The 26,518-nt window shown below is 74.3% G+C and carries 18 protein-coding genes; 12 read left to right on the forward strand and 6 right to left on the reverse strand.

Translation table 11 applies throughout. The features are described from left to right. The first annotated feature begins 4 nt into the window (after positions 1-4). The 7 genes from C0216_RS07730 to C0216_RS07760 all read left to right on the forward strand — a co-directional run bounded on the left by C0216_RS07730 (position 5) and on the right by C0216_RS07760 (position 10,444). Complete coding sequence (locus C0216_RS07730; RefSeq protein ID WP_174250357.1) at positions 5-1,255, forward strand: DUF4192 domain-containing protein; 1,251 nt, start codon at positions 5-7, stop codon at positions 1,253-1,255. Between the two features lie 278 nt (positions 1,256-1,533). Then, on the forward strand, positions 1,534-3,501 hold the full coding sequence (locus C0216_RS07735; RefSeq protein ID WP_114054546.1) for a glycogen debranching N-terminal domain-containing protein: 1,968 nt from the start codon (positions 1,534-1,536) through the stop codon (positions 3,499-3,501). 87 nt (positions 3,502-3,588) lie between these two features. Next, positions 3,589-4,335: an NUDIX hydrolase gene (locus C0216_RS07740; RefSeq protein ID WP_114054547.1), complete on the forward strand. Its 747-nt coding sequence runs from the start codon at positions 3,589-3,591 to the stop codon at positions 4,333-4,335. Between the two features lie 131 nt (positions 4,336-4,466). Next, entirely contained in the window at positions 4,467-6,302 is a 1,836-nt protein-coding gene (locus C0216_RS07745) for an ATP-binding cassette domain-containing protein (protein WP_114054548.1), read from the forward strand. Between the two features lie 191 nt (positions 6,303-6,493). Beyond that, complete coding sequence (locus tag C0216_RS07750) at positions 6,494-7,381, forward strand: FadR/GntR family transcriptional regulator (RefSeq protein ID WP_114054549.1); 888 nt, start codon at positions 6,494-6,496, stop codon at positions 7,379-7,381. A gap of 371 nt (positions 7,382-7,752) precedes the next feature. Then, the gene (locus C0216_RS07755; protein WP_114054550.1) at positions 7,753-9,333 is read left to right on the forward strand and encodes an RNA polymerase sigma factor; all 1,581 of its coding nucleotides are present in this window, start codon (positions 7,753-7,755) and stop codon (positions 9,331-9,333) included. A gap of 169 nt (positions 9,334-9,502) precedes the next feature. Then, positions 9,503-10,444 carry a serine protease gene (locus C0216_RS07760; RefSeq protein ID WP_114054551.1) on the forward strand — a complete coding sequence of 314 codons (942 nt, stop codon included), beginning with the start codon at positions 9,503-9,505 and terminating at the stop codon, positions 10,442-10,444. A gap of 87 nt (positions 10,445-10,531) precedes the next feature. Here the strand turns inward: C0216_RS07760 and C0216_RS07765 are convergent, their stop codons facing one another. Next, on the reverse strand, positions 10,532-10,765 hold the full coding sequence (locus tag C0216_RS07765) for a DUF7455 domain-containing protein (RefSeq protein WP_114054552.1): 234 nt from the start codon (positions 10,763-10,765) through the stop codon (positions 10,532-10,534). Positions 10,766-11,208: 443 nt separating this feature from the next. Here C0216_RS07765 and C0216_RS07770 point away from each other — a divergent pair, with 443 nt between their 5' ends. From C0216_RS07770 to C0216_RS07780, 3 genes are all read left to right on the forward strand, one after another. Next, positions 11,209-13,329 carry a DNA gyrase/topoisomerase IV subunit B gene (locus C0216_RS07770; RefSeq protein WP_114054553.1) on the forward strand — a complete coding sequence of 707 codons (2,121 nt, stop codon included), beginning with the start codon at positions 11,209-11,211 and terminating at the stop codon, positions 13,327-13,329. Between the two features lie 199 nt (positions 13,330-13,528). After that, positions 13,529-14,032, forward strand: coding sequence for a DUF485 domain-containing protein (locus C0216_RS07775; RefSeq protein WP_114054554.1), 504 nt, complete (start codon positions 13,529-13,531; stop codon positions 14,030-14,032). After that, on the forward strand, positions 14,029-15,621 hold the full coding sequence (locus C0216_RS07780) for a solute symporter family protein (RefSeq protein WP_114054555.1): 1,593 nt from the start codon (positions 14,029-14,031) through the stop codon (positions 15,619-15,621). The genes C0216_RS07775 and C0216_RS07780 overlap by 4 nt, the downstream gene beginning before the upstream one ends. 15 nt (positions 15,622-15,636) lie before the next feature. Here C0216_RS07780 and C0216_RS07785 read toward each other — a convergent pair whose 3' ends face one another. The 3 genes from C0216_RS07785 to C0216_RS07795 all read right to left on the reverse strand — a co-directional run bounded on the left by C0216_RS07785 (position 15,637) and on the right by C0216_RS07795 (position 19,306). Then, entirely contained in the window at positions 15,637-16,335 is a 699-nt protein-coding gene (locus C0216_RS07785; protein ID WP_114054556.1) for a DUF7342 family protein, read from the reverse strand. Continuing rightward, positions 16,332-17,948, reverse strand: coding sequence for a sensor histidine kinase (locus tag C0216_RS07790; RefSeq protein ID WP_114054557.1), 1,617 nt, complete (start codon positions 17,946-17,948; stop codon positions 16,332-16,334). Before C0216_RS07790 ends, C0216_RS07785 begins: the two co-directional genes overlap by 4 nt. A 98-nt stretch (positions 17,949-18,046) precedes the next feature. Continuing rightward, on the reverse strand, positions 18,047-19,306 hold the full coding sequence (locus tag C0216_RS07795; protein ID WP_114054558.1) for a citrate synthase: 1,260 nt from the start codon (positions 19,304-19,306) through the stop codon (positions 18,047-18,049). A gap of 70 nt (positions 19,307-19,376) precedes the next feature. Between C0216_RS07795 and C0216_RS07800 the strand changes: the two genes are divergently transcribed. Together C0216_RS07800 and C0216_RS07805 are read left to right on the forward strand one after the other, a co-directional pair. Beyond that, on the forward strand, positions 19,377-20,528 hold the full coding sequence (locus C0216_RS07800) for a citrate synthase (RefSeq protein ID WP_114054559.1): 1,152 nt from the start codon (positions 19,377-19,379) through the stop codon (positions 20,526-20,528). Positions 20,529-20,542: 14 nt separating this feature from the next. After that, positions 20,543-21,709 (forward strand): CobW family GTP-binding protein, encoded by a 1,167-nt coding sequence (locus C0216_RS07805; RefSeq protein WP_174250358.1) that lies wholly within the window; start codon positions 20,543-20,545, stop codon positions 21,707-21,709. Between the two features lie 11 nt (positions 21,710-21,720). On the opposite strand, the gene C0216_RS07810 is transcribed toward C0216_RS07805, so the two are convergent. Together C0216_RS07810 and C0216_RS07815 are read right to left on the reverse strand one after the other, a co-directional pair. Continuing rightward, on the reverse strand, positions 21,721-23,826 hold the full coding sequence (locus tag C0216_RS07810) for a restriction endonuclease (protein WP_174250359.1): 2,106 nt from the start codon (positions 23,824-23,826) through the stop codon (positions 21,721-21,723). Between the two features lie 114 nt (positions 23,827-23,940). Beyond that, positions 23,941-26,397 (reverse strand): DNA gyrase/topoisomerase IV subunit A, encoded by a 2,457-nt coding sequence (locus C0216_RS07815; protein ID WP_114054561.1) that lies wholly within the window; start codon positions 26,395-26,397, stop codon positions 23,941-23,943. Positions 26,398-26,518: the final 121 nt, after the last annotated feature.

The following is a 26,518-nucleotide window of genomic DNA, read 5'->3' on the forward strand; positions in this document are numbered from 1 at the left end:
GGGCATGACGAACGACCACGCATCCCGCACCCCGTCCCACGAGCCGCCCTCCCGCCCGCCGGGAGACCCGGCCCCGCCGCGGGTCACCCTGCGCAGCCCGGGCGAACTCGCCGACGCCCTGCCGTACATGCTGGGCTTCCACCCCACCGACTCCCTGGTGATGGTCGCCGTGCACGGCGAGGGCGGCCGCTTCGGCGGCCGGCTCCGGCTCGGCATCCCCCCGGTGCCGGCCGAGTGGGAGGACACGGCTCGGCAGGTCGCCGAATGCCTGGTCCACGGCAGCGAGCGGCGCGCCGGCCGGCCCGACGGCATCATCCTGTTCCTCTGCCAGGACCCGGAGCCCGGAGACAGCGGCCGGCGGGTCGTGGACCGGCTGCGGCCCCTGGCCCAGCGGATCCGGCTGGCCTGCGGGGCACTTGAGGTGCCCGTCCTCGAAGCGGTGTGCATCTCGGGCGGCCGGTACTGGTCCTACTGCTGCCCCGACGAGCGCTGCTGCCCGGCCGAGGGCCTGCCCCTCGCCGCCCCGGGCACCTCCGTGGCAGCGGCGGCCGCCACTTTCGCCGGACTGCGGATCCGCGGCTCCCTGCGCGAGTTGGAGGCCGGGCTGTCCCCGCTTCGCGGCCCCCTGGCCCTGGAGATGGAACAGGCCCTCGACCGGGCCGCAGCCGCCCTCGTGCCGAAGATCCTGGACGGGGCCACCCGCGAGCAGGTCGGCGCCGAGACCGTCACCCTGGCCCGCACCCTCCTGCGGCGCCTCTCCCTGGCCCCGCCGGCCGAGGGAGGCCCCTGCGCGGACGACTGGGACGACGCCCTCCTCGGCCACGACGAGGCCGCCTCCGTCATCCTCGGCCTCCAGGACCGGGAGACCAGGGACATCGCGGCCGAGTGGATGGAGGACGACGAATCGGCGGCCGCCCTGCGCCTGTGGCGTGCCCTCGCCAGGCGCTGCGTCGGCGCCTACGGCGAGCACGCGGCGGCCCCGCTCACCCTCGCGGGCTGGCTCTCCTGGTCCGCCGGCGACGAGCCGACGGCCCGGATCGCCCTCGGCCTCGCCCTCCGCGCCGACGCCGACTACCGCTTCGCCCAACTCCTCCACCACGCCTGCAACGAGGGCATCGACCCGGAGGGCCTGCGGGCCTGCCTGCGCGCCGAACGCAGGCGCAGGAACCCCCGCCGCACCGCGGCGGCCGACACCACCCGCCCGCCCGGCCGCCGCACCCACACCCACCGCCGCCGGAAGGGAACAGACCGATGACCTCCCGCCCCACCCCCGCTCCCCACCGCCGCCCCGCGCACCCCGCCCCAGCCCGCCCCGACCCCGAGGCGCACTGCCGGAAGCCAGGCAGCGGGGCGCCGTCTCGGGGCGCCGGGCGGGCGGCTCGTCCGTGCCTGGGTTCCGGCCCGGCGCGGTGCGGGGTGGGCCGGGGCGTGACCCGGGTGGGGGCGGGGGCGTTCCCCAGGAGGGTGGCGGGGGCCCGGCCGCGCCGCCGCCGAGAACCGACCGGAGCGCAGACAGTCCACACGAGGCGACCCATGGCCCACCCCGCACCGCCCGCCCCCCGGCCCGAACTGCCGCCCGTGCACGGCGCCGTCATCTGCGTCTCGGCGCCCTGCCTGGTGATCTCGCCCGAACACGGCCAGCTGACCGGGCACGGCATGGACGGGATCTACCACTCGGGGCGGCGGCTGCTCTCCCGCTGCGTGCTGCGGGTCGCAGGCCGCGACCCGGTTGCCGTCCAGGGCCGCAGCACCGGAGCGGACCGGGCCGCGTTCACCGCGACCGTCCGCACCGGGGCCGAGGCCGGCCCCGACCCGGACATCGGCGTCGAGCGGGTGCGGCACGCCGACGGCACGGAGCGGATCGTCCTGCGCAGCTTCAACGCCCGGCCCCTGCGCCTGCCCGTCGAGGTGCTCCTCGGCACCGACCTCGCCGACCTCGCCGCCGTCGCAGCCGGCCGGGCCGGGCCCGAACTGCCTGCCGGGGTGCATGCCGCCGGCCTGCGCTGGAGCACGGGCGACGCCCAGGCCGTCACCACCGCCGACCCCGCCCCCGACGACGCGCTCGCCAGCGCAGGGCTGCTGCGCTGGCAGCTCGAACTGCAGCCGGGGGAATCCCGCACCATCGAACTGCGCACCACCCGGTCCCGCACGTCCCGGGCCCCCGCCGGGCAGGTCGCCAACCCCCTGGCCGACGCCAGGGCCGAGTGCGACGACCCGCGCGCCGAGGCCTGGTTCCGGACCAGCGTCGCCGACCTCGGCGCCCTCCTCCTGCGGGACCGGGAGGAGCCGGCCGACGCCTTCGCGGCCGCCGGTGCGCCCTGGCGGATCGGCCTCGCCCCCGCGGAAGCCCTCTGGGCGGCGAGGATGGCGCTGCCCCTCGGCACCGGGCTGGCCGCGGCCACCCTGCGCACCCTCGCCCGCACCCAGACCGGCGGCCGCGGGCCGGACGCGGGGAAGATCCCCGGACCGCTGCGGGGCGCAGGACCGCAGCTGCCGCCCGGCTGCACCGGCACCGAGGCCACCCTCGCCTTCCCCGCCGTCCTCGCCGAGGCCCGGCGCTGGGGACTGCCCGAACCGGAGGCCGAACCGCTGCTCCCCGCGGCCGAGCGGTGCCTGGACTGGCTGCGCTCGGCCCTCGGCGGCGACGGCTTCCTCGCCGACCCGGACCCCGGGCCGCGCCGCTGCGAGACCCAGGCCCATGCCCACCGGGCCGCCCTGCTGGGGGCCGACCTGCTCGACGCGTACGGCCGGCCCGGCGGACCGGAGTGGCGGGAGTGGGCGGCCGCCCTGCGGGCGCGCTTCCGGCAGCGGTTCTGGATCGACGGCCCGGACGGCGGCCGGCCGGCCGCGGCCCTCCACCCGGACGGCAGGCCGCTGCCCCGGCTGACCGGCGCCGCCGCCCACCTCCTGGACGCCGGCCTGCTCGGCGGGGGCCGGCTCGCCCCCGGCCTGCTCGACCCGGTCCGCGCCGAGCAGCTCGCCCGGCTGCTCGGCGCCCCCGCCATGGACTGCGGGTGGGGGCTGCGGAGCATGGCCGTACGGGAGCCCGGGCACAACCCGTTCGGCCACCGCTCCGGCGCGGTACGCCCCCACGAGAGCGCCGTGGCCGTCGCCGGGCTTGCCCAGTCCGGCTTCGAGAAGGAGGCCGCCGCCCTCCTGAGGGGCCTGCTCGACGCGGCGGAGGGCTTCGGCTACCGGCTGCCCGAGATGTACGCCGCCGAGCAGCGCACGGCGGGCAGCGCCCCCCTCCCGCACCCCGCGGCCTGCCGCCCCGCCGCGGTGGCCGCGGCCGCCGGCATCCACGCCCTTGCGGCAGCCGCCGGGATCCGCCCGGACGCCCCGGCCGGCACCGTCGCCGTCTCCCCCCTGCCCGGCGCGCCGCTCGGCGCGCTGCGCCTGTCCGGCCTGCGGGTCGCGGGCGAACCCTTCGCCCTCCGCGTCAGCCGCCTCGGCCTCGGCATGGTGGAGGAGGCGGCGGATGCACTCCAACTCGGCGGATAAGCCGACGGCCGCCACCGCGTTGCGGGTCTTTGCCCTCCGGATCTTCAAAGCGCTGTTTATCGTCAGGAAGACGACTATGATCGCGGCATGCCTCCCTACGACCCGTCGGCCTATCCGCCGTTCGCCGTCACCGTCGACCTGGTCGTCCTCACCGTGCGACGCCACGCCCTCTGCGCGCTGGTCGTCCGGCGCGGCGAGCAGCCGTTCCAGGGGCGCTGGGCCCTGCCCGGCGGCTTCGTGCGCGGAGACGAGGACCTGGGTGCCGCGGCCGCCCGCGAACTCGCCGAGGAAACCGGCCTGTGCGCGCACGATCCCGCGGAGCCCGGCGCCGGCAACGGTGCGCACCTGGAGCAGCTGGCCACGTACGGGGACCCGAAGCGGGATCCGCGGATGCGCGTGGTCAGCGTGGCCCACCTCGTCCTCGCCCCCGACCTGCCCGCGCCCCGCGCCGGAGGCGACGCCAACAGCGCGCGCTGGGCCCCCGTCGACGAGCTGCTCGCCGCCGAGGGCGAGCCGGGAGCCGGGCTCGCCTTCGACCACGCCACCATTCTCGCGGACGGGGTCGAACGCGCCCGCTCGAAGATCGAGTACTCCTCGCTGGCCACCGCGTTCTGCCCGCCCGAGTTCACCGTGGGCGAGCTGCGCCGGGTCTACGAGGCGGTGTGGGGCGTGGCCCTCGACCCCCGCAACTTCCACCGCAAGGTCACCGGGACCCCGGGCTTCCTGGTGCCCGCCGGGGGGACGACGACCCGTCAGGGCGGTCGGCCGGCACAGCTGTTCCGAGCCGGCGGCGCCACCCTGCTCAACCCGCCGATGCTCCGCCCGGAGGCCTGACGCCCCGTCGGCGGCGCCGCCGACACGGAGCCGCATCGGGTGTCCATTGCGGGGCAAATCGGACATATCGCGTTACCTTGCCGGGGTACCCACCCTGCCGCAGAGCGGTCACACCCCCCGCGAGGGAAGCGATGCTCCAGGCCATCGGACTCACCAGCCGCCCCCGTCGACACCTCCCGCCGCTCGTCGACGACCTCACCTTCGAGGCCCGCCCCGGCGCCGTCACCGCTCTCCTCGGCGACCAGGGCTCGGGCAAGACCACCGCCCTGCGGCTGATGCTGGAACTCGAACCGGGCAAGGGCGTCACCTACTTCCGCGGACGCCCGCTGCACCGCATCCCGCATCCGAGCCGCGAGGTCGGGGTGCTGCTCGGCGACATCCCCGGCAACCCCGCACGGACGGTCCGCGGCCAGCTGCGGATGCTGTGCGCGGCCGCCGGGGTGCCCGCCTCCCGGGCCGACGCCGTGCTGGAGGTCGTCGGCATCGCGGGGCTCCGTGACGAACGCCTCGGCTCCCTCTCCCTCGGCCTGGACCGCCGCGTGGCCCTGGCCGCCGCCCTGCTCGCCGACCCCTGCACCCTGCTCCTCGACGAGCCCTGCGCCGGGCTCTCCCCCCGCGACCGCGGCTGGATGCACACCCTCCTGCGCGGGCACGCCGCCCTCGGCGGGGCGGTCCTGTTCACCACCGGCGACGCGAAGGAGGCCGCCCGCAGCGCGGACCGCGTCGTGAGCATCGACCGCGGCCGGCTCGTCGCCGACCAGGACGCCCCCGAATTCGCCCGGACCCGGCTGCGGCCCCGGGTCGCCGTGCGCACCCCCCACGCCGCCCGCCTGGCCGACGTCCTGAACCGCGAGGCCCGCGCCGGTCAGCGCCCGGTGGAGATCGTCGAGGAGGCCGGCAACCGCCTGGCCGTCTACGGCAGCAGCTGCGCGGAGGTCGGCGAGGCGGCGTTCCGCCACGGCGTGCTCGTCCACCAGATCGCCGACGAGACCGGCGACACACGCGAGCCCGCGGCCGCCGTCCCGGCCGCCCGCACCGGATCCGACGGCGGCGACGCGGCCGCCGCCCCTGCCGCCCAGGCGCCCGGCCCGGCCACCGGCGCTGCCGGAGCCGCCGGCGCCGGCCGCCCCGCTCCGGCAGCGGCGGGCTCCTGGCCGGGAGCCGACGGCCGGCCCGCCTCCGCGGTGCGGCGCGTCGGCGGCCCGCTGCGCCCCCTGCGCTACGAGCTGCTGCGCGTCTTCGGCACCGCCGCGCCCGCCCTGACCGCCGCCACCGCCGTGTGCGTCTCCGCGGTCCTCGCCGTGCTCCTGGCCCGCACCGGCCACAGCTCCCAGCACCGGGTACTCGCCGGCTGGCCGGAGCTGCTGCCGCTGCCGCCCGCCGCACTCGGCGCCGGCCTGCTCGGAGCCCTGGCCTTCGGCGAGGAGTACCGCTACCCGGCGCTCGCCGCGGACCGCGGCACCGTGCCGCGCCGGCTCGGACTGCTCGCCGCCAAGCTCGGCGTCGGCGCCGCGCTCGCCCTGGGCCTCGGCGCCCTGGCCGTGGCCGCCGACGCCGCCGCCGTGCACCTCGTCTTCGGCGGCGGCCCGCTGCGCACCCCGGAGCACTGGGCCGTTCCCGCAGCCAGCTGGGCCGGCCTCCTCGTCGGCTGCACCTGGGCCGGGGTCCTGGCCTCCGGGGTCTTCCGGTCGGCGACCGCCGGCATGGCCGCGGTGCTCGCCGTCCCGGTCGGCGTGGTGCCGCTGCTGCGCGAGGTGCTGCACGGCCCGTCCGCGTACCCGGTCGCAGGCCTGGCGGCCCGGCTGCGCTCCCTGGCACTGGCCCAGTGGCCCCCGGAGGCGGACCGCATGGTCACCGGAGTCCTCCGCGTGATCGCCCAACCCGTCGGCGCGGCACTGGCGTTGTCGCTGATGGTCCTGTTGTGCGCCTATGGGTTCACCGGACTGCGCAGCCGTGTCCGATGGTGACCGCTTGGCAGCCGGGCGCGCCCGCGCTCCGACCGGAAGCGCCCACTGCACGTGAACAGGACCGCAACTCCCCGCAAACGGCCCGGTTCTTTACGATAAGTCGTCAATTGCGCAGGTGGCACCGATCACCCTTTCGTGTGCTTTTCAGCAAAGACCTCAAGGGTCCTCGGGGCGCGGCCGACAAAGGATTCGTGAGTACCCTTGCGCACACCATGATGACCGCCGCCCGCCATGCCGACTCCGGCCTCGTCGGCCCGGGCGAACTCGACCGCTACCCGTATGCGGAAACCCCCGGGGCCGACCGCGTCGCCACACCGCACTGGGAGGGCGCCGACGTCGAGTTGGGCCGTGTCGGCCGACGCGCCGCGGGCAGCCGCGGCCGCGGCCTGCACGGCCAACTCGTCCAGCAGCTCGGCCAGATGATCGTCTCCGGCGACCTCGGGGCCGACCGCCCCCTCGTCCCCGAGGAGATCGGCCAGCGCTTCGAGGTCTCCCGCACGGTGGTCCGCGAATCGCTGCGCGTGCTGGAGGCCAAGGGCCTCGTCAGCGCCCGCCCCAACGTCGGCACCCGGGTCCGGCCGGTCGCCGACTGGAACCTCCTCGACCCCGACATCATCGAGTGGAGGGCCTTCGGCCCCCAGCGCGACGACCAGCGCCGCGAGCTCAACGAGCTCCGCTGGACCATCGAGCCGCTCGCCGCCCGCCTCGCCGCCGGCCACGGCCGCCCCGACGTCCAGCAGCGCCTGGCCGACATGGTCGAGATCATGGGGCACGCCCTCGGCCAGGGCGACGCGATCACCTTCGCGCGCGCCGACAACGAGTTCCACGCGCTCCTCATCCAGGTCGCAGGCAACCGCATGCTGGAGCACCTCTCCGGCATCGTCTCCGCCGCACTCCAGGTCTCCGGCAGCGCGACGACCACCTGCGACCGCCCGAGCGAGGCGTGCGTCGCCCACCACGCACGGATCGTCGAGGCGCTCGCCGCGGGGGACGCCGCGGGAGCCGAGGGCGCCATGCGCCAGCTGCTGACCGTCCACCCCGAGGTCGAGCGCGTGGTGCCCGCCCCGCGAGAGCACTGAGCGGCGGCGGACGGGAGGCGCGGAGGTACTCGCACGTGTCGCCGGACCCGGCCGGGTCCGGCGACACCGGTGTGGGCGGCCCCTCCGATCCGCCCCCGGCCTGCCCCTCCGGCCCGCCCCCGGCCGGCCCCGGACCGCGGCCCGCCGCGGGCGTGTGACCACGGCCACGAATTTTTGGGCGTAACGCTCTGCGAAGTCACGCGATGACCTAGAGAGGTGATGGCCGACGGAGGGAACAGCAGCCCTTGCGGGTGCTGTGAAGCTCCCCGGCCCCTGCCCGCGCCCCCGGCCCATCCCCAGTCGGTGGTCGTCGGCTCCGGTCCAGCACCACCCGGTCCGGGGTCGGAAGCCGTTCCCATCGTTCCGAGAGGTTGTTCGTGTCGGCCAGCACATCCCGTACGCTCCCGCCGGAGATCGCCGAATCCGAATCTGTGATGGCGCTCATCGAGCGGGGCAAGGCCGAGGGGCAGATCGCCGGCGATGACGTACGTCGGGCCTTCGAGGCTGACCAGATTCCTGCGACCCAGTGGAAGAATGTTCTGCGCAGCCTCAACCAGATCCTCGAGGAAGAGGGTGTGACGCTGATGGTCAGTGCCGCGGAGTCGCCCAAGCGCACCACCCGCAAGAGCGTCGCAGCGAAAGCCCCGGCCAAGCGGGCGGCCACCAAGACCGCCGCGGCGAAGACGACGGCTGCGCGGACCGTCGCCGCCGCGGAACCGGCGGCCGAAGCGGTCGACCCCGAGCCCGTAGGCGCCGCCGAGCACGAGCCCGGAGCCGAGCCCGCCGCCAAGAAGACGGCCGCCCGCAAGACGGCCGCCAAGAAGACCGCCCCCGCCAAGAAGGCGGCGGCGAAGAAGGCGGCCGCCAAGAAGACCGCCGCGAAGAAGGACTCCGACGAGGCCGGCGAGGAAGAGCTCCTGGAAGAGGGCCCCGCCGAGGTCAAGGCCGAGGGCGAGGAAGAGGAGGACGGCGGCGAGGCCAAGGGCTTCGTCATCTCCGACGACGAGGACGACGCGCCCGCCCAGCAGGTCGCCGTCGCCGGCGCCACCGCCGACCCCGTCAAGGACTACCTCAAGCAGATCGGCAAGGTCCCCCTGCTCAACGCCGAGCAGGAGGTCGAGCTGGCCAAGCGCATCGAGGCCGGCCTGTTCGCCGAGGACAAGCTCGCCACCTCCGACAAGCTGGCGCCCAAGCTCAAGCGCGAACTGGAGATCATCGCCGAGGACGGCCGCCGCGCCAAGAACCACCTGCTGGAGGCCAACCTCCGCCTCGTGGTCTCCCTGGCCAAGCGCTACACCGGCCGCGGCATGCTCTTCCTGGACCTGATCCAGGAGGGCAACCTGGGCCTGATCCGCGCGGTCGAGAAGTTCGACTACACCAAGGGCTACAAGTTCTCCACGTACGCCACCTGGTGGATCCGCCAGGCGATCACCCGCGCCATGGCCGACCAGGCGCGCACGATCCGCATCCCCGTGCACATGGTCGAGGTCATCAACAAGCTCGCCCGTGTACAGCGCCAGATGCTCCAGGACCTGGGCCGCGAGCCCACCCCGGAGGAGCTGGCCAAGGAACTCGACATGACCCCCGAGAAGGTCATCGAGGTCCAGAAGTACGGCCGCGAGCCGATCTCCCTGCACACCCCGCTCGGCGAGGACGGCGACAGCGAGTTCGGCGACCTCATCGAGGACTCCGAGGCGGTCGTCCCGGCCGACGCCGTGAGCTTCACGCTCCTGCAGGAGCAGCTCCACTCCGTCCTGGACACCCTGAGCGAGCGCGAGGCGGGTGTCGTGTCCATGCGCTTCGGCCTGACCGACGGCCAGCCCAAGACGCTGGACGAGATCGGCAAGGTCTACGGCGTGACGCGCGAGCGCATCCGCCAGATCGAGTCCAAGACCATGTCCAAGCTCCGCCACCCCTCCCGGTCCCAGGTCCTGCGCGACTACCTGGACTAGAGCCGCCGCGGCCACGCCGCCCGCCGACAGGGCCCGGCGCCCCGACAGGGGCCGCCGGGCCCTGTCCGTGCCCCCGCGCAACCCCCGGTCGGCACCGTGCGCGGGTGCGCACGCCCGCCGGGCGGCCCACTCTGGGTGCAGAAGCGCACACCCAGCGTCAGGAGGCCCGATGCGTCGACCCATCTCCCGTGCTCTGGCGGGCGCGCTGGCCCTGGTGGCGGGGGTTGCCGCCGCCCCCCTGGCCCGCGCCCCCCACGCCGCCGCGGACAGCATCGTGATCGGCGGCAGGCCGGTGAAGGCGGCGGACAGTCCCTGGGTCGTGGCCGTGGCCAGCCGTGACCGGTTCGGCGGAACGCGGGCCGGGCAGTTCTGCGGCGGCGCGCTCGTCGCCCCCACGCGGGTCGTCACCGCCGCCCACTGCCTGAGCCGGGAGGTGCTGGGCGCGCCGGTCGAGGCCGTCCGCGACCTGCGGGTGATCGCGGGGCGCACGCAGCTGCGGGCGGACGAGGGCCGCGAGGTCCCAGTCCGCTCGGTACGGGTGAACCCGGCGTACGACACGCGGAGCAACGCAGGCGACCTCGCCGTCCTGGAGCTCGCCGAGGCACTCCCCGGGCAGCACGTGCTGCCGCTCGCCGGGCAGGAGCACCCCGGCTACCGGGCCGGTGCCGAAGCCGCCGTGTACGGGTGGGGCGACACCAGCGGCTTCGGCGACTACGCGTTCGGGCTGAGGGCGGCGCAGGTCACCGTCCTGGCGGACGAGGTCTGCCAGGAGGCGTACCCGGGGGATGCGGACGGTGAGTACCGGCCCGAATCCATGGTGTGCGCGGGGCACGCCCGCGGCGGGCGGGACGCCTGCCAGGGCGACAGCGGCGGGCCGCTCGTCGCCGAGGGCCGCCTCATCGGGGTCGTGTCGTGGGGCCGGGGGTGCGGCCGCGCCGACAGCCCGGGCGTCTACACGCGGATCGCACCGCTGGCCGGCTTCGTGGCCGGGCCGGAGACGGCCCCGCAGCCTGGAGCGGTGCCCGACACGGCGTGGGGTGCCGAAAGGGGCTCCAAGGCCCCTGTACGGGCCGAAGAGGGGCATCCCTCGCGTTCGGCACCGCAGACGTGAGGACGGGCGGCACTTCCGGGTCTCGGAAGTGCCGCCCGTCGACCGGCCTCGCCGGTCCTGGCTCGTCGGATGCGAGGTACAGGCCTGTCAGCGGTCCTCGGTGTCGGCGTGCGCCGCAGGAGCGGACGTCAGCCGCTCGGTCTCATCCTGTATTTCCGCGGCGATCTTCTTGAGTTCCGGCTCGAACTTGCGCCCGTGGTGGGCGCAGAAGAGCAGTTCACCGCCGCTCAGCAGGACGACGCGCAGATATGCCTGGGCGCCGCAACGGTCGCATCGGTCAGCGGCCGTCAGCGGGGTCGCGGGTGTCAGAACAGTAGTCACGTCGCCTCTTCTCTAGCTCGACGAGCTGTCGTACCAGGGTCAACATCCAACCAGGCCGAAAACGTTCCCGCTCGCGGCTTTTCCTCGAAACTTCCTTCCGAAGCTGGCCGGCTGCTGCCGGTTGGCGGCGAAGGAGCCGTATTGCGTTGCTTTACGGTTTCGCGTTGTCAGTCGTTCGCTTGTCGCAGTCGTCCTCCCCGGCCTGAGTGCCGGTTGTTCATGAGGACGTGCCCGAACCCTAAATGGTTCATGCCTCGAAGGGAACGTGATGTTTGCTTCACCCGCTCGGGGGATCGAACATCCGTGCGGATCTGCACTAGGCTGATGCAGGACGAGGGTGGCGTTGCATCGGCTCTACCAGGCCTCGGTACCCTTCGACGGGCGACCGAGCCACCCCGTGCACCACCGGGTCCAGAAATGAAATTCAGCGAGGAGCGAACTGCGTGACCGCCGACACGTCCGTGCCTTCCAGCGCGCTGCTGTCCGGAGCAGACCGGGACGGCTCCAACTACACCGCGCGGCACCTGCTCGTCCTCGAAGGCCTCGAAGCCGTCCGCAAGCGGCCCGGCATGTACATCGGGTCGACCGACAGCCGCGGCCTGATGCACTGCCTCTGGGAGATCATCGACAACGCCGTCGACGAGGCCCTGGGCGGCTACTGCGACCACATCGAGGTCATCCTCCACGACGACGCCTCCGTCGAGGTCAGGGACAACGGCCGCGGCATCCCCGTGGACGTCGAGCCGAAGACCGGCCTGTCCGGCGTCGAGGTCGTCATGACCAAGCTGCACGCCGGCGGCAAGTTCGGCGGCGGCTCCTACGCCGCCTCCGGCGGTCTGCACGGCGTCGGCGCCTCCGTCGTCAACGCCCTCTCCTCCCGCCTCGACGTCGAGGTCGACCGCGGCAGCTCCACCCACGCGATCAGCTTCCGCCGCGGCGTGCCCGGCGTCTTCACCGGCCAGGGCCCCGACAGCGGCTTCGACCCCGCCGGCGGCCTGCGCAAGGTCAAGCGCATCGCCAAGGGCAAGACCGGCACCCGCGTCCGCTACTGGGCCGACCGGCAGATCTTCCTCAAGGACGCCCGGCTCTCGCTGGAGACCCTGCACCAGCGTGCCCGCCAGACCGCCTTCCTCGTCCCCGGCCTGACGATCGTCGTGCGCGACGAGCGCGGCATCGACGGGGCCGGGAAGACCGAGGAGGTCTTCCGCTTCGACGGCGGGATCAGCGAGTTCTGCGACTTCCTCGCCCAGGACAAGGCCGTCTGCGACGTCCTGCGCCTCAGCGGGCAGGGCACCTTCAAGGAGACCGTCCCCGTCCTCGACGAGCGCGGCCACATGACCCCCACCGAGGTCACCCGCGACCTCGGCGTGGACATCGCCCTGCGGTGGGGCACGGGGTACGAGACGACCGTCAAGTCCTTCGTGAACATCATCGCCACGCCCAAGGGCGGCACCCACATCACCGGCTTCGAGCGCGCCGTCGCCAAGACCCTGAACGAGGTGCTCCGCTCCGCCAAGCTGCTGCGCGTCGCCGAGGACGACGTCGTCAAGGACGACGCGATGGAGGGCCTGACCGCGGTCGTCACCGTCCGCCTGGCCGAGCCGCAGTTCGAGGGCCAGACCAAGGAGGTGCTCGGCACCTCGGCGGCCGCCCGCATCGTCGCCGCCGTCGTCTCCAAGGAGCTCAAGGCCTTCCTGACCTCCACCAAGCGCGACGACAAGCAGCAGGCGCGCGCCGTGATGGAGAAGGTCGTCGCTGCGGCCCGGACCCGCATCGCCGCCCGCCAGCACAAGGAGGCGCAGCGCCGCAAGACGGCCCTGGAGACCTCCTCGCTCCCCGCCAAGCTCGCGGACTGCCGCAGCGACGACGTCGAGCGCAGCGAGCTCTTCATCGTCGAGGGAGACTCCGCCCTCGGCACCGCGAAGCTGGCCCGGAATTCCGAATTCCAGGCCCTGCTGCCCATCCGCGGCAAGATCCTGAACGTTCAGAAGTCCTCGGTCTCGGACATGCTGAAGAACGCCGAGTGCGGCGCGATCATCCAGGTCATAGGGGCCGGCTCCGGCCGCACCTTCGACATCGACGCCGCGCGGTACGGGAAGATCGTCCTGCTCGTCGACGCCGACGTGGACGGCGCCCACATCCGCTGCCTGCTGCTGACGCTCTTCCAGCGCTACATGCGCCCCATGGTCGAGGCCGGGAGGGTGTTCGCGGCCGTGCCGCCGCTGCACCGGATCGAGCTCGTCCAGCCCAAGAGGGGGCAGGACAAGTACGTCTACACGTATTCGGACAGCGAACTCCGCCAGACCCTGCTCGAATTCCAGCGGAAGAACATCCGCTACAAGGACTCGATCCAGCGCTACAAGGGCCTCGGCGAGATGGACGCGGACCAGCTGGCGGAGACGACGATGGACCCGCGCCACCGCACGCTGCGCCGCATCAACATCGGCGACCTGGAAGCGGCCGAGCAGGTCTTCGACCTGCTCATGGGCAACGAGGTGGCCCCCCGCAAGGAGTTCATCACCAGCTCCGCGGCCACCCTGGACCGCTCGCGCATCGACGCCTGACGGGCGGCCCGGCACCCGGGCGGAGCGGCGGGCCGGCACCTCGGACGGTGCGGCCCGCCGCTTCGCGTTCCCACCGGCCCGCCCTCTCCGCCCCATCACCTGTTGGAGTGAAGAGCACCGGTACACCAGTCCGGAAACCGCTCATTCCGCACATCCTTGTGGGCACGCCGCCAATGCGGCAGCGGACAAGGAGAGTTCGGTGGACAAGCACGAAGGTCCCGACGCCGGAACGATCCGGCTCGACGACCCCTGGTACGACGGGCCGGCCGTCGACTGGGGCGAGGGCGAGGGCGACGGCGACTGCGGTGGGGACGCACCGCTGCGATCGGCCGGCGGACGGGCGGCCCCGGCCGACGCGTCCGAGATCTACCTGGAGGTGCAGCGCAGCGCCGCCTTCCAGGAGGTCCGCAGCCGCTACCGCGGGTTCGTCGTCCCCGCGACCGCCGCCTTCCTCCTCTGGTACGTGGCCTACGTGGTCGCGGCGACCGCGGCCCCCGGGTTCATGGCCCGGCCCGTCGCCGGCGCGGTCAACGTGGCCCTGCTCGCCGGCCTCGGCCAGTTCCTCAGCACCTTCCTGCTGACATGGGCGTACGCCCGGCACGCCAGGCTCCGCCGGGACCGGGCCGCGCTGGACCTGCGATGGACCGTGTTCGAGCAGGAGCGCGGGCACGGGCGGGGCCGCAAGCGGGAGGCGGGCCGGTGACCGCCGGGCACCAGACCCTCGCTCTGGTCCTCTTCAGCACCTTCATCGCGGTGACCCTGGGCATCACCACCTGGGTCAGCCGCCACCGGCACGGCTCGGCCGAGGAGTTCTACGCCGGGGGGCGGCTGTTCTCCCCGATGGAGAACGGTTTCGCCATCGCCGGCGACTACATGTCCGCCGCGTCCTTCCTCGGCATCTCCGGGCTGATCGCCCTGTTCGGCTACGACGGTCTGCTGTACTCGGTGGGCTTCCTCGTCGCCTGGCTCGTCGTCCTCTTCCTCGTCGCCGAACTCGTCCGCAACTGCGGCCGCTTCACCCTCGCCGACGTCGTCGCGGCCCGGATGAGCGAGCGGCCCGTCCGGATCGCCGCCGGGACCGCCTCCGTCACCGTCTCCGTGCTGTACCTCGTCGCGCAGATGGTCGGGGCCGGCAGCCTCGTCGGCCTGCTGCTCGGCGACTCCGGCACCGCCGCCCGCACGCTGACCGTGGTCGCGGTCGGGGCGCTGATGGTCGTCTACGTCACCTTCGGCGGAATGCGGGCCACCACCTGGATCCAGATCGTCAAGGCCGTCCTCCTGATGGGCGGGGCGGTCGCCCTCACCGTCCTCGTCCTGCTCCGCTTCCACGGCGACTTCGGGCTGCTGCTCACCAGCGCCGCAGAACGCAGCGGCCACGGCGAGCGGTTCCTGGGCCCCGGGCTGAAGTACGGCGGCGACTGGACCGCCCGCATCGACTTCATGAGCCTCGGCCTGGCCCTGGTCCTCGGCACCGCCGGGCTCCCGCACATCCTGTCCCGCTTCTACACGGTGCCGACCGCGCGGGCCGCCCGCCGGTCGGTGGTCTGGGCGATCGGCCTGATCGGCGGCTTCTACCTGATGACCATCGTGCTCGGCTTCGGTGCGGCCGCGCTGGTCGGCCCGGCCGCGGTCCGCGCCTCCCACGCCTCCGGCAACACGGCGGTGCCGCTGCTCGCCGCGGACCTGGGCGGCGGGGCGGAATCCACCGGCGGGGCCGTGCTGTTCGCCCTGGTCGCGGCGATCGCCTTCGCGACGATCCTCGCCGTCGTCGCGGGCATCACCCTGGCCTCGTCGGCGTCCGTCGCGCACGACCTGTACGCCTCCCTCCGGCGCCGCCGCGCCCGCGCACGCAGCGAGGTCGCGGTGGCGCGGATCGCGGCCGTCGGGATCGGGGCGGTGGCGATCGCGCTCGGGCTGCTGGCCCAGGACCTGAACGTGGCGTTCCTGGTGGGCCTCGCCTTCGCGGTCGCGGCCTCCGCCAACCTGCCCGTGCTGCTGTACTCGCTGTTCTGGAGCCGCTTCACGACGCGCGGCGCCGTCTGGTCGGTGTACGGCGGACTGGTGCCGGCCGTGCTGCTGGTGGTGCTGTCGCCGGTCGTCTCCGGCAGCCCCGACGCCCTCTTCCCGGGAGCGGACTTCCAGTGCTTCCCGCTGCAGAACCCGGGCCTGGTCTCGATTCCGCTCGGGTTCCTGGCGGGCTGGCTGGGGACGGTGGCCTCGTCGGAGGAGCCGGACGCCGCCAAGCACGCCGAGACCGAGGTCCGCTCCCTGACGGGCGCCGGGGCCGTGTGACGGAGCGGCAGCGGATCACGGGCCGTCGGCCGGGCGCCAGGCGTAGCGGTGCTCGGGGCGGCCCGTCTCGCCGTAGCGCAGGGCCAGTGTGACCCGTCCGGTGCGGTCCAGCAGTTTGAGGTACCGCTGGGCGGTCTGGCGGCTGATGCCGGCGCGGTCGGCGATCTGCTGGGCCGACAGCGGGCCTTCCGCGGACAGCAGGACGCGGCGGACCAGCTCGGCGGTGGTGGGGGAGTGGCCCTTGGGCAGCTCGTTGGGGGCGCCGGCGGCGGCGAGCGCCCCGAAGATCCGGTCCACCTGGGCCTGTTCGGCCTCGCCGCCCGTCTCCAGGGTGCGGCGCAGGGCCGCGTACGCCTCCAGCCGGAGCCTGAGGCCCTGGAAGGTGAACGGTTTGACCAGGTACTGGAGGGCGCCGAGGCGCATCGCTGCCTGCACCGTGGCGAGGTCCCGGGCGGCCGTGACCATGATCACATCGGTGGAGTGGCCGAGCTGCCGCAGGCGCGCCACCAGGTCCAGGCCGCTGCCGTCGGGCAGGTAGTGGTCCAGGAGGACCAGGTCCACCCGCCGGTCTCCGAGGCGTTCCAGCGCCTCGGAGGCCGAGTGGGCGCGGGAGACGACGCGGAAGCCGGGAACCTTCTCGACGTACGCCGCGTTGATCCGGGCAACACGCATGTCGTCGTCGACGACCAATACGTGGATCGGGGATCCGCTCATCGCAGGGCCTCCGGGAGTACGACGGAGAACTCCGCCCCTCCGTCCGCTGTCCCGCCGGCCCGGGCCGTGCCGCCCTGCCGCTCCGCCAGGCGGCGTACGAGGGCCAGGCCGAGACCGCGCTCGCGCCGGCCCTGGGGCTGCTTCGTCGACCAGCCCTCGGTGAAGATCTTTTCGCGGCGGGACTCCGGCACGCCGGGACCGCTGTCGCGGACGAGGAGGACCAGGGTGCGGTCCTCGCAGCGCAACTCCACCTCGACGAGGGGTGCGGCCGATCCGGCGGCCGCGTCCAGGGCGTTGTCCACGAGGTTTCCGGCGATGGTGACCAACCCGCCGGGATCGGCGAGGCGGTCGGGCAGGAAGCTGCCGTCGGTGAGGCGCAGCGGGACGCCGCGCTCGGCGGCGACCGTCGCCTTGCCCACAAGGAGGGCGGCCAGCAGCGGGTCGTGGACCTTCTCGGTGACCTGCTCGGCGGTGCTGCGCCGCCCGCCGGCGACCTCGGCGAGGAACTCCGCCGCCTCCTCATGCAGGCCGAGGTCCAGCAGGCCGAGGAGGGTGTGGAGGCGGTTGGCGTGCTCGTGGTCCTGCGCGCGCAGGGCGTCGATCAGGCCCTGGGTGGAGTCGAGTTCGCGGCGGAGCTGCTCCAGTTCGGTGCGGTCGCGCAGGGTGGCGACGGCGCCGCCGTCCTCGGTGGGCATCCGGTTGGCGACCAGGACGCGCGGCCCCTGCACGGTGAGGAGGTCGCGGCCGGTGGCGCGGCCGGAGAGGACGTCGGCGGTGCGGCCCGCGCCGACGACCTCGTCAAGCGGCCGGCCGGGGGCGCGGGCCGTGTCGGCGGGGGAGAGGCCGAGGAGGCGGGCGGCCTCGTCGTTGACGAGCCGGATGCGTCCGGCGGGGTCGAGGGCGACGACGCCCTCGCGGATGGAGTGGAGCATCGCCTCGCGTTCGGCGAGGAGGCCGGAGATGTCGGAGAAGGCCAGGTCGCGGGTCTGGCGTTGGATCCGGCGGGAGAGGAGGTAGGCGGCGAGCGCGCCGGCGGCCAGTGCGCCGCCGGCGTACGCGAGGAGGCCCGGGATGGCGCCGAGCAGCCGGGCCCGGACGCTGTCGTAGGAGATGCCGACGGACACGGCGCCGACGAACTCGCCGTCGGCGGCGACGAGCGGCACCTTTCCGCGGGCGGTGCGGCCCAGGGTGCCCTCGTCGATCTCCGTCACGTCGCGGCCCGCGAGGACGTCGCCGGGGTCGGTGGAGACGGGCAGTCCGATGCGGTCGGGGCGGGGGTGGGAGCGGCGGATGCCGTGGAGGTCCATCACCACCACGTACTCGGCGCGGGTGGCGCGGCGGATCCGCTCGGCGGCGGCCTGCACCGGGCCGTCGGCTGTCGGCCCGGAGTCCAGTACCGCGGCCGCCAGGGAGGGGTCGGCGGCCGTGCTGCGGGCGATCGCGAGGGCGCGCTGCATGGCCTGGTCGTCGAGCTGTGCGCTCAGCGGGGCCAGGAACAGCCCGGTGGCCAGGACAGCGACACCCGCGGCGATGGCCAGCTGGGTCAGGAGGATCTGCGAGACGGCCCGTCTGGGCAGCCCGATGCGCCGAGCGCCGAGGGAGGGGATCCGCATGACCAGCAACCGTAGGTCGGCGGCGCCGGAAGGGGAATCGCCGGGTCAGGAAGCGCGGGGGAGGGTGACGGGCGGCAGCAGGGCCAGGGGGAGAGGGGTCAGGGGAGTGGGCGCGGGGGGCGGGGGCCCTCGTAGTGGCCCGTGGGGCGCATGCGGAGCGGGCGTTCCTGGTATTCCTCCAGTGCGTGGGCGATCCATCCGGCGGTGCGCGCGACGGCGAAGACGGTCTCCCCGGCCTCGGCCGGCATTCCGGTGGAGAGCGTCAGCACCGCCAGGGCCAGGTCCACGTTGGCGTGCGGACCACCGCGCCCGGCCGCCGTCGTGGCGGCGAGCTCCCGGGCCGCTGCAAGCGCCAGAGCAGCCCCGGGGACGTCCTCCAGCCGGGCGAGGAGTGCGGTCGCCCGCGGGTCCTCGGCCGCGTAGAGCCGGTGCCCGAGCCCGGGTACCGGCCGGCCGGCCCGCAGGTGCTCCGCGACGACGGGCGCGGCCCCGCCGCGCTCCAGGACCTCGGCGAGCGTGCGGTGGGCGAGCCGCCCGGCGGCGCCGTGCAGGGGGCCTTCCAGGACGCCGAGCCCCGCCGACACGGCGGCGTACGGGTGGGCGCGCGCCGAGGCGGCGACCCGTACGGCGAGGGTGGAGGCGGCCAGGTCGTGGTCGATGAGCAGGGCGAGGGCCAGGTCGAGTGCGGCCAGGCCCGCGGGGTCGGGCTCCCGCGCGGTCAGGCGGGTCCACAGGCGTGCCGCGAGCGGGCCCTCTGGGGCGGGCTCCTCCGCCGCCGGGCCAGTCGGCTCCGCCGCGGCCGGGGGAAGGGCGTCGACCAGCGTGGGGATCAGGTGCCGGGCGGAGCCGAGCACGGCCTCCTCCGACAGGTCGAAGCGCAGCGGGTCGGTGACCGCGGCGGCGGCGGTCGCCACGCGCAGCCGGTCGAGGGGCCCGCTGTGCTCGGGCAGGGCGGCGACGGCGCGGCGGGCGGCACAGAGGGCGTCCGGCGGAGCCGTGAAGCGGGCGTTCCTGCGGAGGGCGCCCGTCCACAGCCACTCGGCGACCTCCTCGTAGGAGTGGCGGGCGGCCAGCTCGCAGGCGTCGACGCCGCGGAACCAGTACCGGTCGGGCTCGATCAGGGTCAGCGAGGTCCGTACGACGGGCTCGCCGCCGACCGGCGGCGCCGCCTCCCGCCGGGTGCGCCGGGCCAGGGCCTCCACCTCGGCTGCGTCGAAGGTGCTGCCCCTGCCGACCGCGTCGCGGCGGCTCGTGAGCTGGCCGCGGCTGACGTACGCGTACACGGTGGCCGGCTTCACGCCGAGGAGGCGTGCCGCCTCGCGGGTGCTGATCCGCCGTTCGTCCTGCGCCTCGTTCATGACGCACAGAGTACATATGTTGAGTGAATCAATATTGACAGTGATTCAATCCATCATGGATGGTCGATGCATGAACACCACCGTCGATGTGCCCCGCGGTCTCGCGGGAGTCGTGGTCACCGAGACCGCCCTGGGCGATGTCCGCGGCCGCGAGGGCTTCTACCACTACCGCCAGTACTCGGCCGTCGAGCTCGCCGAACGGCGCAGCTTCGAGGACGTCTGGCACCTGATGTTCCGCGGCGAGCTCCCGGCCGACGCCGCCGGGCGGGCCGCCTTCGCAGCCGAGGTCGCCCCGCTGCGCAGACTGCCGGCCGAGGTCGCCGGCGCCCTCCCCGCCCTCGCCCGCGCCACCGCCCCCTCCGGCCCCCTCGCGGGGCTGCGCACCGCCCTCTCCCTGCTCGGCGCCTCCGCCGGCTTCCGCCCGCTCTACGACCTCGACCCCGAGCGGCGCGCCGCCGACGCGCTCGCAGCCTGCGCCGCCGTACCGACCCTGCTCACGGCGCTGTACCGGCTCGGCCGGGGCCTGGAGCCGGTCGCCCCGCGCGACGACCTGCCGTACGCCGCGAACTACCTGTACATGCTCACCGGACAGGAGCCGGACCCGGCCGCGGCCCGAGCCGTCGAGCAGTACCTCGTCTCCACCGTCGACCACGGCTTCAACGCTTCCACCTTCACCGCCCGGGTGATCGCCTCCACCGGCGCGGACGTCGCCGCCTGCCTCACCGGGGCGATCGGCGCCCTCTCCGGCCCGCTGCACGGGGGCGCCCCCAGCCGGGCCCTGGACACCCTGGACGCCATCGGCACCGCGGACCGCATCGAGCCGTGGATCCGCGAGCGGGTCCTCGCCGGCGAGCGGATCATGGGCTTCGGACACCCCGTCTACCGCACCGAGGACCCCCGCTCGCGCATGCTCCGCGGGATCGCCCTCCGCTTCGGCGGCCCGCTCGTCGACTTCGCCGTACAGGTGGAGCAGCACGTGGAGCGGATCCTCGCCGAGCTCAAGCCCGGCCGCGAGCTCCACACCAACGTCGAGTTCTACGCGGGCGTCGTCATGGAGCTGTGCGGGCTGCCGCGCGCGATGTTCACGCCGACGTTCTGCGCGGCCCGCGTGGTCGGCTGGAGCGCGAACGTACTGGAGCAGGCGGCCGATTCGAAAATCATCCGTCCGGCGGCGCGCTACGCCGGGCCGACGCCGCCCCGGCCGGTTCCCGTCCCCGCCTGAGTACGATCGGCGGGGTGAACAGCAGGCAGCCCGACCGGTCCGACACCCGCACTCCGATCCCTGTCGTCGTCCTCGCCGGATTCCTCGGATCCGGCAAGACGACGCTGCTCAACCACCTCCTCACCCACCGCGGCGGCACCCGCATCGGGGTCGTGGTCAACGACTTCGGCTCCATCGAGATCGACGCGATGTCGGTGGCAGGCCAGGTCGGCGACTCCATGGTCTCCCTCGGCGGCGGCTGCCTGTGCTGCGCGGTCGACGGCAGCGAACTCGACGCCTACCTGGAGAGGCTCTCCGATCCCGTCCACCGGATCGACGTGATCGTCATCGAGGCGAGCGGCCTGGCCGAGCCGCAGGAGATGATCCGCATGCTGGCCGCCAGTGAGAACCCGGCCATCCGCTACGGCGGGCTGGTGGAGGTCGTGGATGCGGCCGAGTTCGACGAGACCCGCGCCAGGCACCCGGAGACCGACCGCCACCTTGCCGCCGCCGACCTGGTGGTGCTCAACAAGACCGACCGCGTCGACTGCGCGGAGCGCGCCCGCATCGAGGCCGAACTGGCCGCCCTGTGCCCGGGGATCCCCCTGGTCGCCGCCGACCACGGGCGCATCGACCCCGGGCTGCTGTTCGACCGCCGTCCGTGGACCGAGACGCGGGGGCAGCTGTCCTTCGAGGACCTGATCGCCGAGGCACGGGACGACGGCAGGGACGGCGGCGGCCCCACCGACCACACGGGGCACGCGCACACGCAGTACGAGAGCACGGAGTTCGTCTCCGAACAGGCCCTCAGCCCCCGCCGCCTGATCGACTTCCTCGACCGGCGCCCCGCCGGCCTCTACCGGATCAAGGGCTTCGTGTACTTCGGCGTCCCCGGGCACGAGGAGCGCTACGCGGTCCACGCCGTCGGCCGGTTCCTCCGCTTCGCACCCGGACCCTGGGGGCGGGGCGAGCCCCGGCTGACCCGCCTCGTCCTGATCGGGTCCGGCACCGACGGGGCAGCCCTGCTGCGGGAACTCGACGCCTGCCGCGAGCCGGCCCCGCAGAACGCCGGACCCGAGGCGATGTGGGGGATCCTCCGCTACGTCGCCCGCCCCGCCGGAGCCGGGCCGGAAGCGGACGTCCCCGCCGAGGACCCCCCGGCCGCCGACCACGAGGACGCCCCCGCCTCCGCGGAGGTGTGAGCCGTACGGCCTCAGGCCACCTCGACGCCGTGGTCGGCGAGCAGGGCCGCGAGGCCGTCGCGGTAGCCCTTCCCGCCCGCCACGAAGTCCCAGTCGCCGTTGGCGCGGCGCCGGAAGGAGCCGAGGACCAGCGCGGTTTCGCCCGGGCGGCCGTCGGAGACGTCCAGACGGCCGAGCTCGGCGCCGTCGGCCGCGAGGAGCCGGATGCCGGCGTCGGTGAAACCGGTCAGGTCGGCGTGCGGGTCGGCTTCCGGGTCGACCGCGGCGACGAGGACCAGCCGGTCCGCGGACTGCGGCAGCCCGTCGAACGAGACGGCCAGGGCGGCCTTGTCCGGCGCCGTGGGCGGATGGGCCCGCACCGAGCCGTCCGGGGTGCGGGGGTTGTTGTAGAAGACGAAGTGGTCCTCGGTCAGCACCCGGCTGCCCTGGCAGACCAGCGCGCACACGTCCAGGGCCACCGGGCCGGACCAGGACATGCCCAGGACGTTGTGGTCCGCAGGGGCGTCGGGCCCGGCCGCGGACCCGGCACCCGCCCCGGCCGCCCCGGCCGTGCCGGTCGGCGCGGGTGCGGCCGCCGCCGGGCCGTCGGCCGGGCCGAGCCGGCCGCGCAGCCCGTGCTGGTGCAGCAGCTCCACCAGGGCCGGACCGGGAACCAACTCCAGTGGCTTGCCGTTGGCAAAGGTGTACGAACCCGGCCCGAAGGAGGCAGTCGTGACGAGCACGCCCTTGTTCGCCCCCTTGTCCTGCACGGTGCCGTACAGATCGCGTACGGCCGTCGGCGGCACCGTCCTGCGGTAGCGCTTGACCTGCACCACGATCCGACCGCCCCGGATCGGGGCCGGGTCCAGCGCCTCCACGTCGACACCGCCGTCGTTCGACCGCTGCGTCGTGACCGCCTCCATGCCCATCGCCCGGAACAGCTCCGCGACCAGGTTCTCGAAGTCGATCGGGTCCATCGCGAACAGGTCCGGCTCGTCGTCTTCCGCGCCTCCGCCGTGGCTGACGACACCGCCGCCGACCTCGTCCGGCCGGCGCCCGGCCCGGACCGCCGTGCGCTGGTCGGGGCGTGCCGACAGCTGCCCGCCGAGCCCCGAGACCAGGCAGTCGACGGCGCTGACCTGCTCCAGCCGCAGCCCCGCGAAGGCGCTGCGCGCCGCGGAGACGGTGGCGAGCACGAACCGCGCCTCCCGGCCCGTCGCGGGGTCGTGGCAGTCGACGAAGCCGTTGACGGTGACGGAGTCCAGGGCGCCGAACTCGTCGGCGGCGTACAGCTCCCGCAGGACCAGCAGCATGCACTGCGCCAGCACGTCCCGGTACAGGGCCCGGCGCTCCGTCACCGGACGCGGCTTGACCTTGTCCTGGCCGGTGCTGGGCAGGTACTGCACCGCCCTGGCCTCCGGGACCACCGGGTAGCCGGGCAGCTCCCAGTCCAGGACCAGCTCGCGCGCGGCGGGGTCGTAGGCGGCGGCCACCTGCCGCGGCAGCGCCTCGGGCCAGGCCGTGGAGGCGTACAGGGCGGCGGAGAAGTACTCGACCGCGGCCTCGGCGCTGCCCGCGCGCAGGGCGTCGGCCAGCTCGGCGAGCCCGCTGTTGTGCTCGCGGACCCCGGCGAGCTGCTCGGCCGCCCACCGGTCGTACTGCTGCCGGTACGCGGCGAGCTGCTGCTGCCGCCGGGCCTCCGCGGCGGTCGCGGCCTGCCAGGCCTCGGTGTACCGGGCGTGGGCGTCTCGCTCCGCCTGCGCCCGGTGCTGCGAGCCGAGGGTCCAGCCGCTGCTCTGCCGCCGGAAGTCCTCCAGGCGCGGGAGCGGTACGGGCTGCGCCAGCGCGCCGGGGTCGAAGGGGGCGACCTGCTCGGGGCGGACCAGGGAGGCCATCCGGAACGCCGGCGCACGGCAGCCGGCGACCAGCAGCCCCTTGAGGGCGGCGACCTCGGCGTCGAGGGCGGCGGTGCGGCGCAGGGCCTCGGCCTCGCGGTACTGCCGGTGGCTGCGGTTCGCCTCCCGCTCGTAGGCCCGCTGCCGGCGTTCGGCCTCCCGCTGCTGGACCAGCTGCGTCTGCTGCTGCCGCCGCTGGGCCTCGGCCCAGGTCCCGATCAATCCGCCCGACCGACGACTCATCAGCTGTGTACTCCCCCCACAACGCCCGGAGGGAAAACACTAGTCGGCATTCGGGTGGTACGTCCCCCGGCCCGTACCACCCGGATGCCGGCCTCCGTCCCGGGAGGGGACGGCCTACAGCGCGGAGCCCGCCACCACGGAGACCGCGGCGGGCAGCGCGGTGCCCGAGCCGTCGCGGCGCGGGTCCGCGGCCGGCAGTGCGGCGGGGGCGCCGTTCGCCGCGGCCGCCCTCGCCGGGGCGTTGCCCGCCCAGGCGAAGGTCAGCAGCTCCTCGCCCTTGAGGAACCGCTGGCAGCGGACGCCGCCGGTGGCCCGGCCCTTGCGCGGGTACTGGTCGAACGGGGTCAGCTTCCCGGACAGCACCGAGTCGTCGAGGGTGCCGCGGGACCCGGCCACGGTGAGCACCAGCGCGTCGCGCGCCGGGTCGACCGCCGAGAAGTGGATCACCTTGGCGCCGGAGCCGAGCTTGATGCCGGCCATGCCGCCGGCCGGGCGGCCCTGCGGGCGCACCTGCGAGGCCGGATAGCGCAGCAGCTGGGCGTCGTCGGTGATGAAGACGAGGTCCTCCTCGCCGGTGCGCAGCTCGACCGCGCCGACGATCCGGTCGCCCTCCTTGAGGGTGATGACCTCCAGCTCGTCCTTGTTCGCCGGGTAGTCGGGCACGACGCGCTTGACCACGCCCTGCTCGGTGCCGAGCGCGAGCCCCTGGGAGGACTCGTCCAGGGAGGTCAGGCAGACGACCTGCTCGTCCGGGGCGAGCCCGGAGAGGAACTCCGACAGCGGCGCCCCGCCGGCCAGGTTCGGCGCGGCGTGCGTGTCGGGCAGCTGCGGGAGGTCGATCACCGCCAGCCGCAGCAGCCGGCCGTGCGAGGTGACCGCGCCGACGTCGCCGCGGGCCGTCGCCGCGACCTGGGAGACGATCAGGTCGTGCCTGGCGCGCGGGGCACCCTCCTCCGCCACGACCGGATCCCCGGTCGCCGTGCGCGCCAGCAGGCCCGTCGAGGACAGCAGGACCCGGCACGGGTCGTCGGCGACCTCCAGGGGGACCGCCGCGACGGCGGTGCCCGCGGACTCCAGCAGGACCGTGCGGCGCTCGGTGCCGAACTTCTTGGCGACCGCCGCCAGCTCGGAGGAGACCAGCTTGCGCAGCTCCGCGTCCGACTCGAGGATCCGGGTCAGCTCCTCGATCTCGGTGGTGAGGCGGTCGCGCTCGGCCTCCAGTTCGATCCGGTCGAAGCGGGTGAGCCGGCGCAGCGGGGTGTCGAGGATGTACTGGGTCTGCACCTCGCTCAGCGAGAAGCGCTCCATGAGCCGCTCCTTCGCCTGCGCCGAGTTGTCGCTGTCCCGGATGATCCGGATGACCTCGTCGATGTCGAGGAGGGCGACCAGCAGGCCCTCCACGAGGTGGAGCCGGTCGCGCCGCTTGCCGCGGCGGAACTCGCTGCGCCGGCGCACCACGTCGAAGCGGTGGTCGAGGTAGACCTCCAGCAGCTCCTTCAGGCCCAGCGTCAGCGGCTGGCCGTCGACCAGGGCGACGTTGTTGATGCCGAAGGACTCCTCCATCGGCGTCAGCTTGTAGAGCTGCTCCAGGACGGCCTCCGGGTGGAAGCCGTTCTTGATCTCGATGACCAGGCGCAGGCCGTGCGCGCGGTCGGTGAGGTCCTTGACGTCGGCGATGCCCTGGAGCTTCTTCGCGCCCACCAGGTCCTTGATCTTCGCGACGACCTTCTCCGGGCCGACCGTGAAGGGCAGTTCGGTGACCACCAGCCCCTTGCGGCGGGCCGTCACGTTCTCCACGGACACCGTCGCGCGGATCTTGAAGCTGCCGCGCCCGTTCTCGTACGCGTCCTTGATGCCCGACAGGCCCACGATCCTGCCGCCCGTGGGCAGGTCCGGGCCGGGGACGAAGCGCATCAGCGCCTCCAGGTCCGCCTGCGGGTAGCGGATCAGGTGGCGCGCGGCCGCGATGACCTCGCCCAGGTTGTGCGGCGGCATGTTCGTCGCCATGCCGACGGCGATCCCGGACGCGCCGTTGACCAGCAGGTTCGGGTACGCGGCGGGCAGGGCGACCGGCTCGCGCTCCTGGCCGTCGTAGTTGGCCTGGAAGTCGACGGTGTCCTCGTCGATCGACTCCGTCATCAGCGACGTGGCGTCCGCCATGCGGCACTCGGTGTAGCGCATGGCGGCCGGCGGGTCGTCGTTGCCCAGCGAGCCGAAGTTGCCGTGCCCGTCGACCAGGGGGAGGCGCATCGAGAACGGCTGCGCCATGCGCACGAGGGCGTCGTAGATCGACGCGTCGCCGTGCGGGTGCAGCTTGCCCATGACCTCGCCGACGACGCGGGCGCACTTCACGTACCCGCGGTCGGGGCGCAGGCCCATCTCGCTCATCTGGTAGACGATGCGCCGGTGCACCGGCTTCATGCCGTCGCGGGCGTCGGGCAGGGCGCGGGAGTAGATCACCGAGTACGCGTACTCGAGGAAGGAGCCCTGCATTTCGTCGACGACGTCGATGTCGAGGATGTTCTCCTCGAAGTCCTCCGGCGGCGGGGTCTTCGTGCTGCGGCGGGCCATCGCTGCGCGGCTCCTTAACCAAGAAAGGGATGTGCTGGGGGTCTGGCTGGGCGGTCTGGCTGGATCTGGTGGCACGGGCTGACGGGGGTCGTCGCGGACCATTGTGTCCCGACGCACCGAC

The sequence above is a fragment of the Streptomyces globosus genome (genome assembly GCF_003325375.1).
Classification (GTDB): Bacteria; Actinomycetota; Actinomycetes; order Streptomycetales; family Streptomycetaceae; genus Streptomyces; species Streptomyces globosus_A.